The organism is Helicobacter pylori, assembly GCF_009689985.1.
Taxonomy (GTDB): Bacteria; Campylobacterota; Campylobacteria; order Campylobacterales; family Helicobacteraceae; genus Helicobacter; species Helicobacter pylori_CG.
Genome location: NZ_QBAW01000003.1, coordinates 117,276 through 129,326, shown reverse-complemented (window position 1 = coordinate 129,326; position 12,051 = coordinate 117,276). Strand labels below are relative to the sequence as shown.

Here is a 12,051-nt window from a genome sequence, read left to right as displayed (position 1 = left end):
ACACCGAGATTTTTTGTTCGTTTTCCACATCAAGCATTTTGCACTCCTTTTTCTTTCATGTATTTTTCAAGATCAAATTTTATCAGCAAATCCCTAACATAGTCGTTATATTGTTCAATGGTTTTTAGATTAGCATAGAAATTCACTTCTTCATCTGTCATCACAAACAATTTCAATAGTGGGAGTTTAGTGCCATACAATTCTATTTGCGAGTCCATTTCTCTAATACTCATCTTGAACATGATGGGCTTACTGAAGAAAGGCAGAAATATTCCAAGAATTGATCGATCAAATTTAGAGAATAAGAAATTAGGATTCTCTGCAATCGCATGCAACAGCTCCATAGTCTCACTCTCAAGCAATCGATAAACCTTTTTAAACTTATCAACACCAATGCTTTTGATAACAGCACGATAATCTTTCATGTAATTTCTTAGAACCTTATCTAACGCTCCCTTGTTTGTATGCATCTGTTTGAAAAAATCATGCATGGTTTTTATTTGAGCTATGATTTTCTTTTTTTCATCAGTGTTTAAAAGTTCGTTCTCCTGCAAGCTCTCAATGAGTTTTTCTTTCTTATCTTTTGAGTTGGCAATCATTGAGAAGAGTTTTCGCATGTTATTACTCATATCGCTCTTGATCCTTTCAATGGATTTGGTTTCTCTTTAGATTGTTCAGATCGTAAAAGTTTATATTGAAATTATACAATATCTGTTGTGTGAAAATTTCAGAGCGGTCATAATTCAAAGAGCAAAAAACTATTTTTTTAACCATAAAATATTGTTTCAATCACTCTTATATCTATTTTTCAAAACCTACAAAAACACTTTCACAAATAGCCCTAAAAACCGATTTAAAAAGTTTTAATATTATAATTATTTTTAAAAAGCAAGATCGGTTGTAAAAATGCGTTACAACTAAAATAAAGAGTTAAGATAACTCATTTTCAAAAAGGAGTCTTAAGTAATAAAGTCATAATGTTCAGCCAGTAATCTATTGCCTTGTTGATCAAACAAAGCTCTGCATGAAAGATGAAAAAATTTCATCTTTAGATAGTTAATACACAACTAGAGTCTTACTTGTGGGACACTCATTTTATTAGTGGATTTGTCTGATTTGCTACTACCAAAACCATTACCAACCAAAGCAGATCCCATGTTTTTGATACTATCGAATCCATTCTTCAGCACTTCTGCCATAAAACTCTTGATATTGTCCATAGGCAAGTTAAATTTTTTCCCTAATACTTCATTAAGTCCCATCATTAACATCAGAAAGAACAAAAAATTTAATATCATAGAAAACAAATCACTGGATAAACCTGTAAAAAGATTTGTTCCGCCACCCAACAAAGAAGCTAAAATTTTTCCCATGATCAGTCCTTTTATTTTTGGTTGTGTAAGTTCTTGCTTGTTCGGATCTCTAATGCGTGTTTTAGTAGGAAGCATTTCACAATAGCATGCCTAAAGCTACTAAGAAAATTCTTGAATCTATTGGTAAGATTACTCATGAAATCAAGCGATAAGTAACCACCAATCGCAAACAAATCAAATATTTTGCCACCAAACAAGCCATATCCTTTTTGTTTTTATCTCCTAATTATAGCAAATTTTTCTCAATATTAATTTGGAAAACCACCACCATATCAAAAACAAATTACTAACACACTAGATGCAGAATTATTTTTAAAAAACGCTCACTTAAATTTAAAATCATGGGGTTTTAGGATTTGAATACCAAAAATAGATTGGTTTTTTCAAATAAGCTAGCTTTGGGTATGCACTTAAAAAGATTTTAGTTTTTAGCCAGTAAGGTTTTATGCTAATGTTTAGAAATAAAAAAATTTCTCTAAATCAAGTCTTGAGAAATTTTTGGACGAATCATAAGAACCAATTTTGCCATTGAGTCATAAGTATGATTAGCTTCATTGTGAAATTTGCGTGGCTTAAGAGATAGTATTTGCTTATTATACTGAGAGAAACGAGTAACAAAAGATAAGTAGTGTAATAAAAAAAGCTAGGCTTTACTATAAGAGCAAACAAGAATAATATTGGATAAACTAAAATCACCCCTGCCCCATAAGAAAAAAGTGCTATTAAAAAACCTATAACGATAGAGCTGATATTGAACAGCCTATAATAAAGGCTGTATTTATCTAAATGTTTGTTGAAAGAATGTTTGAATTGTAAAAAGTTTTGTTTTAATTTGCTAATCGGTCGTTTCATTTTGGTTTTGAAAGAACTAGTTCAAGGCGGTGAACCTATAAAGGAGCAAAGGAGCATAGGAAATAATAAGTATTTTACAAAACCACCTTAATCTAGCTCAAAATCCCAAAGAATACCCTACTATGCTGATACTAACATGTGATATAACACAAACCAATGATTTGTTTATTTAATGTCAAACAAAGAATAGAAAACACCTATCAAGGAATAAGGGAGTTTCTATCCAAAAAACACAAGTCCATTGTATAAAAATAACCTTAAGAGAAACTTAAAAAATACCAACAAGCCACATATGAACAAGCAAAACATAACACTATAAGACCTAGATTTTACTTACCTTTTTGACATGGAAAAATTTTAATCTATAGTTTTGTGGAAATTGTGGTAGAATATAATATATTGATATTTTTTGAAAATTTAAGGTTACAAAAACTATAAGATGCTTGCAAAAATCGTTTTTGGCTCGTTGGTTGCGTTTGGAGTTTTGTCGGCTAATGTGGAGCAGTTTGGTTCATTTTTCAACGAGATAAAAAAAGAACAAGAAGAAGTGGCTGCAAAAGAAGACGCTCTCAAGGCTAAAAAGAAGCTCTTAAGCAATACGCATGATTTCTTAGAAGACTTGGTTTTTAGAAAACAAAAAATCAAAGAGCTTATGGATCATAGAGCTAAAGTCCTTTTAGACTTAGAAAACAAATACAAAAAAGAAAAAGAGGCTCTAGAGAAAGAGACAAGAGGTAAAATCCTTACTGCTAAGTCAAAGGCTTATGGTGATCTAGAGCAAGCCTTAAAAGATAACCCTCTCTATAAGAAACTTCTTCCTAACCCTTATGCCTATGTTTTAAACCAAGAAACATTCACGCAAGAGGATAAGGAGCGTTTGAGTTATTACTACCCTCAGGTGAAAACGAGCAGTATTTTTAAAAAAACTACCGCTACCACTAAAGATAAGGCTCAGGCTTTGCTTCAAATGGGTGTGTTTTCTTTAGATGAAGAACAAAATAAAAAAGCGAGCCGATTAGCTTTATCTTACAAGCAAGCGATTGAAGAATATTCCAATAACATTTCTAATCTGTTGAGTAGAAAAGAATTGGATAATATAGATTATTACTTGCAGCTTGAAAGAAACAAATTTGACTCCAAAGCAAAAGATATTGCTCAAAAAGCTACTAACACGCTTATTTTTAACTCGGAACGCTTGGCGTTTAGCATGGCGATTGATAAAATTAATGAGAAATACTTAAGGGGCTATGAGGCTTTTTCTAACTTGTTGAAAAATGTCAAAGATGATGTGGAATTGAATACTCTGACTAAAAACTTCACCAATCAAAAATTGAGTTTCGCACAAAAACAAAAATTGTGTTTGTTGGTTTTAGACAGCTTCAATTTTGATACCCAATCCAAAAAATCTATATTAAAAAAGACTAATGAATACAATATCTTCGTAGATAGCGATCCTATGATGAGCGACAAAACAACTATGCAAAAAGAACACTACAAGATATTTAATTTCTTCAAAACAGTGGTTTCTGCATACCGAAACAATGTTGCCAAGAATAACCCCTTTGAATAAGAAAGGAGACGCTCTTGAAAAGTATCTTCAAAAAATTAGGTTCTGTCGCTCTTTATTCTTTAGTTGTTTATGGGGGCTTAAACGCTATCAATACAGCATTGTTACCGAGTGAATACAAAAAATTGGTGGCTTTAGGCTTTAAAAAAATCACAACACTCTATCAAAGACATGACGACAAAGAAATTACAAAAGAGGAAAAAGAATTTGCCACTAACGCTTTGAGAGAAAAATTACGGAATGATAGGGCGAGAGCAGAGCAAATTCAAAAGAATATTGAAGCGTTTGAAAAAAAGAACAACTCTTCTATTCAAAAAAAAGCGGCTAAACACAAAGGACTACAAGAATTAAACGAAACTAACGCTAACCCTTTGAATGACAACCCTAATAGCAATTCTTCCACTGAAACCAAACCCAATAAAGATGATAACTTTGATGAGATGATCAATAAGGTGAATGAAGCTTTTGTGAAACCTGCTGCTCCGCTTGTGCCTAATGAGCAAAGAACACCTGAAATTGAAATCATTATCAATGAGTGTATTATTTCAAGCAACGATTACGATGGGTTAAGAAAGTGTTTGATCAAAGGCATCAAGGATCAAAAAATTCTTGCCCCCTTATTAGAAAAAATTCAAGAAATAGAGACAGAAAATAACAAGTTTTCTAGACAACACTTGAGTGGTTTAAAACTCGCTCTTAATAACAGCAACAATAGAGCCTTTCTTATAGCTTCGTGCGCTATTTGTGAGAAGAGAAAAAAAGAAATGGAGCAAGAAAACAACCACCAAGATACTACAAATGCAAGTGAGTTTGGAGCTACTGACACAAAAGAAAATGAAGCAAAAGATGCAGCATTCTCAAACAATCGTTCTAAATCTGAACTGCCCAATAGCGTCATTAATCAAATAGAACAAAGCATCGCTCATGGAAAAAAATAGCGATCAAAATTATTAGCTCAAAAAACCTAGAGAAACAAATCCCAAAGGTTAGAAATCATAGCTTGTTGTCTCAGAAAAATCATTTAACAATAACCTTACTTGATTGCCTTTCTTGTAGGTATTGCCGCTTGCTTTGTTCTAGGGATATTTCTAATGCGTCCAACTTCTCTAAATAATTTAAAAAGACCTTGTCGTGAGCTAACATGAGCTTTCTGATTCCTTTAATGAAATTTTTATTCTTTAGGCTTTCTACAAGCGTCTGTGAAGCAGTGATTAAGGAAGCTGTACCTCCAATGTTGCTCTGATACGCCTTTAGAGAAGTTTCTAAACGCTCTCTTATATTTTGTTTTTCTTGCTCGATTTTCAGCTTCCCCTCACAATAAAGAACTAAAACTTTATCGGATATTCCGCATTGCTGCTCAGCAGTCTTTTGATCTAAGGGATTGATTTTCATATAGGTTAATAAAAGTTCAGGGCTAGACATATAAGTCTTGAAAATCACATCTTCTGAGATGAAAAATAACTCATTAGCTTCAAAATTGGCTTTCAATAACGCTAAATCTCCCCTCAAAGCAATGGCCGCTTTTTTGATGTTTAGAGCATCTTCTTTACCTATTGTATCATTAGCGCTAGGGCTAGTGGTTGAAAAAATTTCATCTAAGTTTTTGAGCACTTGTTGGTTGGTCTCTTGGTAGGTGCTATCCAGTTGCTTTAAGCCGCTTGTTATATCTTCTGCCATCAAAACAGACAAGAGCAAAAAAGAAGATATGGTATTTTTCACGAGTGTTTTCATTTGACAATAACTTTAGAGCCAGCAATGTTTCTTGCTGTCGTTTCTCTCTCTAATTTCAGTTGTTCTTCCCAAAGGTCGGCTTTTTTTTCAAGATTCTCTATATAGTTTAAATGATTTTCTGCGTTTAAGATAGCAGCTTCTATGAGCGCGTTCAAATCTACTGATCCTTTTAAGGTTTTGATTTCTCCATTGATCCCATTCAAATAAGCGATATTTTGAAAATCTGCATCACTCAGTTTATTTTGAATAAGGGCTACAATCATTCTGTAATTTTGAATAACCTGTTCCATAAGGCATGCTGAAATTTTTAGCCCATCAAGATAGGGGCATTTTGTGGGTGCTAGAGTGAATGTTTCAATGATTCCAAATGGTGTGCCCATGCTTGAAAAAAAACTAAGAGCAGGCGCATAGATGGCGCTTTGAAACAAAGCCTGACCTGTTAGGGAATTGTAGTCAATAAGGGTCGCTTTTTTCATAGCCTCTTTCAACCATGTTTCAAAACCTTCTAAGGTTTCTTCAAACGCCTTGATGCCAATCGTATTGTAAGCGATGTATTTAGCGTTATCAGAAGAACTTCCTAGAGCTTGAGAAAGCATTTCCATTTGTGTTTTTAGAGTAACGCTCGGTTCAAAGCTGTTTTTTAACGCTTCTAAGAGAGCGTTTTGCTGGTTCATTTTGAGCTTGATTATTTCGTTATTTTTTTGGAGCGCGATTTGCATGTTTTGGATTTCTGTTTGGGTGTTAATTTTTTGTTTTTCCACGATTATTTTAACATTCCCCCCCAATGCGCTAAGCGCGCTTGAATACCCTTCCATGACGCCAAGCAAGATGTCTGAACCTGCAAAAAACCCCCCTGTCATGCCATTGACACCATTAATAACGCCATTAGCCCCTTTTAACATAGCGCTTATAGTTGCAAGCTGGGTTCTCAATTCTCCCTCTATTTGCGCTTGAATGGCTTTTTCTTTGGCACTAGATTGAGCTTCTATGGCTTTTAATTCAGCTTGAGCGGTTTTTTGTTTGGCTTGTGCGTCCGCCTGAATGGCTTTTAAGGCAGATTCAAGCGTTATTACTGCCCCTGCACCATTCAGAAACAAACCACAAAAAGTTAAGAAAGAAAATATGCTTAAAAAACATTTCACATCTCTTTCCTCACTTCACGATTATTTTAGTTTGCACCCTTTCTGTTAAGTAGCTATCTTTTTGCCCCTTAAGCTTGTCTTTGATGTAATCAAGGTAAGTCAAATGCGATTTCAAAAAAGATTTATTCGCTACTATATTGTAATTATATAGCGAACTTATGTTAGAAATCGCTTGAGTGTCATAGGTGCTAGTAGCTAATCCTGATTGACCGAGTATCATTTGAGAAGCGTTCTGCAACAAATTGGTATTGTTTTTCACAAATTCTATATAGTATTCTCTCAAAATTTCTGCTACTTTTTCAGCATAGCAATAAACGGCAAGAACTTTGTCCCCAATAGGGCATGCAGGGGTGGTCATAGGATTAGTGCCTGAAGTTAGGGCATTAGTGACTAACGCTTGGTATTTGGCATAAACAGTGGGCATAGAGACACTCATGGGCGTCATAGAAATTTGCATGCAACTAAAAAACACTTTTGATGAGCCAACAAGTGCACCCAAAGCGGTACAGCTATCAAGGGAATCGGCTGTGTCATTCATTGAGCTGTTGCTTGCTTGAGAACGCAGTTGCTCTTGTAGAGCTAGGGCGTATTTTGGTGCTGCGCTTGTAATATTGCCTAATATACCGCTCATCATTTCAACCGTTGTTGGCACGCTGGGAACAGCGATTTGATTCGTCGCATAAGCTTCAATAGCGCTAGGATTTTTAGGGGTAGTGTTACTCGCTAAAATGCTCGCAATCTGACTATTAACAGCACCAATTTGCACGCCTTGCGTGTTGCCTTGCGCGTTAAATTCCCCTGTTAATTTGCTGATATTTAAGATATTGTTCCCCACAGCCATGCTTTGATCGTTAAAACCTTGATACAATTGGTTGTATTGTTGGTTAGCGGCTTTCATAGGCACGCTTACGGCTTCAGCGATGCTTTGATTGTATTGGGTCATGATAGCGGTCATTTGCGGATTAGTAAATCCCACAATAATAGGAATAATCGCTGCTGTCATAGCACCCGCTACTATTCCTGCAAAGGGCCCTGCGACACCACTTGTGCTTGAGATGATTGAGGAGACTTCCGATAAGAATCCTGCAGAAGATGATTCATATATAGCTTGTGTGCCTGCCATGTTAATACCCCCTAGTTAATACCCTAAGATCGGTGGTAAAAACGATGAATCTGAGTATGTTGGCGCATAGCCATACATGAAAGAATTGTTTGGACCGTAATTGCTCATCATTTGGCTCATGAGAAGATTTTGAATGCCCCACATCGCATTGATGCCTAGATTATCATTAGGTTGAAAACTCCCTAAACTTATGTCGTCAAACTTGATATTAACATTTTTATCATTATAGTCATTGAGTATGGCCACTTTTTGCTCTAGGGTTTCTTTAGGGATCTCTATTTTTAGCTGATCTCTAGAAACAAGCCCCACGCTATTTAGTGCCATATCTTCAGGACTAATATCCTTTATATCAGTGTTTTGGTCAGCGTTAAGCGGAGCGTTAAACATGCCAATGATAAGACACCAAGCAAATAGTAATTTAATTTTATAAAAATTCGTTTTCATACTTTTAACTCCTTTATTCTTATTTTTAGCATTATTCTAGCGCATTAACACCACTCAATCGCTGTTTTTGTTTTGATTTTCTTGATCGAGCATTTTGTTTGTTACTTCATCAATGTTTTGAAAATATTTTTCAAAAAGCTCTTTCTTTTTAGCTTCAACGCTCATATCAATTTGAATCCAATTAGGAACAATGGAGTCCATGATTAAATGCGTGAAGTCATAGGCATGATTTGTTGGGTATATTTTGTTCTGAACATAGTATTCTAAAAAATTGGCTTGAACAAAAAAATTCTCTATATCGCTCTGCATGTCCTCGCTTATGTTGTTATTGATAGGTTTTTCTAGTAATCTGAGAATCCTATACGACTGCATGATAGTTTCTAGCATGAAGAAAGTATAAACATAAACTAATGAGACAAAAGAATTATTGGCTTTAAACGAGCTTGCATCATTTTTCCCACTTTGAAGAGGAATTAATCTTGATAATGTTTTTTGGGGATCTTGCCCATCGTTTATTTCTTTAAAAAAGCGGAAGTCTAAATCCTGATTATTGAGAAATGACTTGACAAAGTGAAGATTAGCGTTAAGACTGTCTATGAGACCTGAATAAAGGTGTTCTGTTTTGATATCATCTATATTCAAAACATCCTCATAAAACACATTGACATGGTCTTCTAAGAAATTAGAAAAATCATAAAGAGCGGTAAGGTTCTGTTCGGTGATTTCACCCTCCATTTCTTCTTCTATGAAGTCCAATTCTTCTCTCAGTTCAAAAAGGTAATTAGAAAAACTATCCAAAATCGTCAAGACATCATTTTCTAAAATTTTCAATAATTTTTGTTCGCGCAAACTTTGTTTCATTTTAATACTCCTTTATTTGTTGATACATTTGCCTCAAGGCCTGATATTTATCTATGATACTATGGTTTTGGATAATCTTGTCAATTTCTTTGACAAATACAGTATCTGTGGATAAAATTTTCAAATATTCTTTAGGAATGCCTCTCAAATTAAAACTAGCGATAACGCTAGGGCTTCCATCTTGTTTGTAGAGAATTTTCCTATCTAACCCCTTAGTGATGATTTCAAATTCTTTTTCTGTAACATTGGCTAATCTTTGGTAATCAGAAAGATTTCCCCCATCGTTTCTCAAAAAAATCTTTGTAGGGCATTGTTCTCTAATAGTATCAGCAATAGGGCAAGCCAAAAGATCAGTGATGCTTTGAGTCGCAAGTCTAACAATAGCGTTTCTTTTCCTTGCAGTTTTTAGCATGTCTCTTACAAAATAAGCGACCTTTGGATCGCCTAAATATTTCCAAGCTTCATCAATATCTAAGACAAATCTACGCCCATCCATTGCCTCTTGAATACGAGCGAAAAGGTAAAAACAAATAAAGGGCGAAACATCATTATTGTCTAGGAAACTTGACCCATCAACGCCAATAATCGTTTTTGAAAAATCTAAGCGATCGGTTGCTTGATTATCAAAAAGCCATTGAAATTCACCATTGGTTGATTTGCAAAAAGGCGCTAATCGCGCGACAAGCCCATTAGGATCATTGTGGTCTTTTCCGAAAGCATTAATCAGTTGGGTGATGGGATAATCTAGGTTCATATCTCCCGTGATAAGGTTGGTTACTGCCGCTGCAAGCGTATTAGAATCAGCTAGGCTAAAAGTGGTGCTGTTGCCATTTTCATCTTTTTCATCGCTTTTGGTGGCTAAGTTTTTCACAAGCTCTTTGACAACAGAAATAGCTGTTTGTTTTTGCTCCATTGTTGCATTGGATTTTTGCACACAAGCCGCCCAAGCAAAAGGATTTAATCCTGTATCTGTCCCTAGCTCAATCTTGACATACTCCCCACCCATTGCAACAATGTTTCCATAAGCGCCATAATCTTTATCCATATAGACCATAGTGAGCTTTTGTCTGTCTTTGCTGACATTAGCAGGAAAATTGTAAGCAAATTGTCCCATAGCGTTCAAGGTCATTGACATAAACACCGTCTTACCTGAACCGGTTGAGCCAAGTATCAAAGTGTGTCCTGCTGAAGCTGAACCAAAATCAGTAGGCATGTGGAAGTTCAGATAAAAAGGCGAATTGATCTCGCTTTTTAGCGTCATGACGCTATTACCCCAAGCGTTATTCTCTTGATTGCCATCAAAACTCATAGCCCTCATAGCGATAAAGTCAGCAAAATTATTAGAAGTTACATCAAAAATAAAAGGAAGCGTGATAAAAGAGCAATGTTTGGCAAAAAAGTAATTTTCCATAGAGAAAGTCGCTGCGTTGGCTAAAAAACCTTTAGCGTTAAGACTAGAGACGCATTCCTTAACGCTTTGTTTCATTTTTTCAAAGCTATCAGCAAACAGCACTAAAGAATTACCATAACTGCCTAGCGTAATATCACCATTACCCACTAATTCGCTCAAGCAACCTAAAGTCATGCCCTGCTCTTTAGAACCCCCACTAATAATAATCCTTCTAGAGGTGAAAGCTAGTTTGTCCTTTAAAACCTGTGAGTTTTTAGGCGAATAAGCATGCATAAAGATAAATTCGCTGTCTAGAGCGTTGATCTTGTCAAACAAATCGCTCTGTGATTTAGGGGCGTATTCACTAATCTCAATAGCGCTAAAATATTTTTCACTCAAATCGTCATTTAAGATTTTTCCATGCTTATTGGCAAAATAAACTTCTTTCACCCCACCATGCATTTTTTCCTTGAGATACAAGTCTTTTCGGTTGCAAATAAAAGGGGCCTCATTCATTCCCACAAGAAAATTGTAAAACTCGCATTGTTTGGAATAAACAACCCCATCTTTAGTGTATTCTTTTAATCTAGTGGGGTGGTATTTACTCAATAGCTCTTCTATGAGCTCTATCCTATCTTTGAAGTTTTCAAGCTTGGCTCTAATAATCCTTTGAAACTCTTCAAAATTATTGTCTGCAAAATGCTTTTTATTCATAACAGGTTCATTGAGAGTGTCTAATAAATCTTGCTCTATGGTCAGAAAAAAACTAATATCATAAAAACTTTCTCTCTTTTGCTTCTCATTATAGGCTCGCATGAAATCATTAGAAAAAATAAGACCATAGTCCCTATTGGTTTCATCAATAACGATTTTCTTTTTAACAGTGTGGAAATAAAATTTGAATTCAGGGGTAACAAAATTCCTAAAAACGCTATAAATAGAAGCGTGTAACTCTATGAGATCTTTTTTGGAAGTGGTTAAAAAATCAATGCCCCCCAATTTGATTGTGCCTAAAAGAGAATAGTTGTTAGTAAGGATCACCCCATCATCTAAAAAACATTCATAGTTATTCGCTAGATAAGAATTTGCAGCGCTCACAAGTCTGTCTTCTCTGTTTGGATTTAAGTGGATGTCATTAGCCATTTCTTTACTAGGCTTCATGGAAAAAATGCTCATGAACGCTTTGTTTTTCACGCCCTTAAACAAAAAAGGTTTTTTAAATTTCATCGCTCGCTCCATTCTTTGATAAAGCCTGTAATCTTTCTTGAATCCAAGAGCTACAAGCACAATAACAATCGCTACAATCAAAACAGGTTCATAGGCTTGAAAAAGAATAACAGATAATACAATTGTTACAAACAATATAAATATAGAGGAATAAATAAAAGTTTCAGGGAAACCAAACAACCTATTCCCCCCATCAAACAAGACTTTAAAAAAGGGATTGACACCTTTTTGCATGTCTGTTTTAAGTTCTTCTATTTTTTGAAATTGGCGCTTTTGAACCTCTTGCTCTATGATTAGCTTTTTTTGTTCATCAGCTTGCTTGCTCGCCACAAACACCCCTC

General features: G+C 35.1%; 13 protein-coding genes. 3 read left to right on the top strand and 10 right to left on the bottom strand.

Features of this window, described 5'->3' with window-relative positions:
* Positions 1-29: 29 nt before the first annotated feature.
* The 4 genes from cagS to cagP all read right to left on the bottom strand — a co-directional run bounded on the left by cagS (position 30) and on the right by cagP (position 2,225).
* On the bottom strand, positions 30-629 hold the full coding sequence (gene cagS / locus DBU79_RS03565; protein WP_154411554.1) for a cag pathogenicity island protein CagS: 600 nt from the start codon (positions 627-629) through the stop codon (positions 30-32).
* A 438-nt stretch (positions 630-1,067) separates the two neighbouring features.
* Positions 1,068-1,448, bottom strand: coding sequence for a cag pathogenicity island type IV secretion system protein CagQ (cagQ, locus tag DBU79_RS03560; protein ID WP_128047786.1), 381 nt, complete (start codon positions 1,446-1,448; stop codon positions 1,068-1,070).
* Entirely contained in the window at positions 1,385-1,570 is a 186-nt protein-coding gene (locus tag DBU79_RS07905; protein ID WP_120904831.1) for a hypothetical protein, read from the bottom strand. Before DBU79_RS07905 ends, cagQ begins: the two co-directional genes overlap by 64 nt.
* A 310-nt stretch (positions 1,571-1,880) precedes the next feature.
* The gene (gene cagP, locus DBU79_RS03555; protein ID WP_134890030.1) at positions 1,881-2,225 is read right to left on the bottom strand and encodes a cag pathogenicity island protein CagP; all 345 of its coding nucleotides are present in this window, start codon (positions 2,223-2,225) and stop codon (positions 1,881-1,883) included.
* Between the two features lie 439 nt (positions 2,226-2,664).
* Here cagP and cagM point away from each other — a divergent pair, with 439 nt between their 5' ends.
* Both cagM and cagN read left to right on the top strand, forming a co-directional pair.
* A complete protein-coding gene (gene cagM, locus DBU79_RS03550; protein ID WP_154411553.1) occupies positions 2,665-3,795 on the top strand; it encodes a type IV secretion system apparatus protein CagM in 1,131 nt (376 codons plus the stop codon).
* Positions 3,796-3,809: 14 nt separating this feature from the next.
* Positions 3,810-4,730: a cag pathogenicity island type IV secretion system protein CagN gene (gene cagN, locus DBU79_RS03545; protein ID WP_154411552.1), complete on the top strand. Its 921-nt coding sequence runs from the start codon at positions 3,810-3,812 to the stop codon at positions 4,728-4,730.
* Positions 4,731-4,809: 79 nt separating this feature from the next.
* On the opposite strand, the gene cagL is transcribed toward cagN, so the two are convergent.
* Genes cagL through DBU79_RS03530 form a run of 3 tightly spaced genes read right to left on the bottom strand, consistent with a single transcriptional unit; the run spans position 4,810 to position 7,620 of the window.
* Positions 4,810-5,523 carry a cag pathogenicity island VirB5 family T4SS-associated adhesin CagL gene (gene cagL / locus DBU79_RS03540; RefSeq protein WP_154411551.1) on the bottom strand — a complete coding sequence of 238 codons (714 nt, stop codon included), beginning with the start codon at positions 5,521-5,523 and terminating at the stop codon, positions 4,810-4,812.
* On the bottom strand, positions 5,520-6,665 hold the full coding sequence (cagI, locus tag DBU79_RS03535; protein WP_154411550.1) for a cag pathogenicity island type IV secretion system translocation protein CagI: 1,146 nt from the start codon (positions 6,663-6,665) through the stop codon (positions 5,520-5,522). Before cagI ends, cagL begins: the two co-directional genes overlap by 4 nt.
* Before the next feature lie 10 nt (positions 6,666-6,675).
* Positions 6,676-7,620, bottom strand: a complete 945-nt coding sequence (locus DBU79_RS03530) for a sodium:calcium antiporter (RefSeq protein WP_229764008.1) — start codon at positions 7,618-7,620, stop codon at positions 6,676-6,678.
* On the opposite strand from DBU79_RS03530, the gene DBU79_RS07900 reads away from it, so the two are divergent.
* Positions 7,607-7,807, top strand: coding sequence for a hypothetical protein (locus DBU79_RS07900; RefSeq protein WP_229764007.1), 201 nt, complete (start codon positions 7,607-7,609; stop codon positions 7,805-7,807). The two genes, DBU79_RS03530 and DBU79_RS07900, sit on opposite strands and share 14 nt — an antisense overlap.
* Here DBU79_RS07900 and cagG read toward each other — a convergent pair.
* Genes cagG through cagE form a run of 3 tightly spaced genes read right to left on the bottom strand, consistent with a single transcriptional unit; the run spans position 7,804 to position 12,046 of the window.
* Entirely contained in the window at positions 7,804-8,232 is a 429-nt protein-coding gene (gene cagG, locus DBU79_RS03525) for a cag pathogenicity island type IV secretion system translocation protein CagG (RefSeq protein ID WP_000855888.1), read from the bottom strand. The genes DBU79_RS07900 and cagG overlap by 4 nt on opposite strands.
* Positions 8,233-8,286: 54 nt before the next feature.
* Positions 8,287-9,093 (bottom strand): type IV secretion system chaperone CagF, encoded by an 807-nt coding sequence (gene cagF, locus DBU79_RS03520; RefSeq protein WP_154411548.1) that lies wholly within the window; start codon positions 9,091-9,093, stop codon positions 8,287-8,289.
* Position 9,094: 1 nt separating this feature from the next.
* Positions 9,095-12,046 carry a cag pathogenicity island type IV secretion system ATPase CagE gene (gene cagE / locus DBU79_RS03515; RefSeq protein WP_154411547.1) on the bottom strand — a complete coding sequence of 984 codons (2,952 nt, stop codon included), beginning with the start codon at positions 12,044-12,046 and terminating at the stop codon, positions 9,095-9,097.
* Positions 12,047-12,051: the final 5 nt, after the last annotated feature.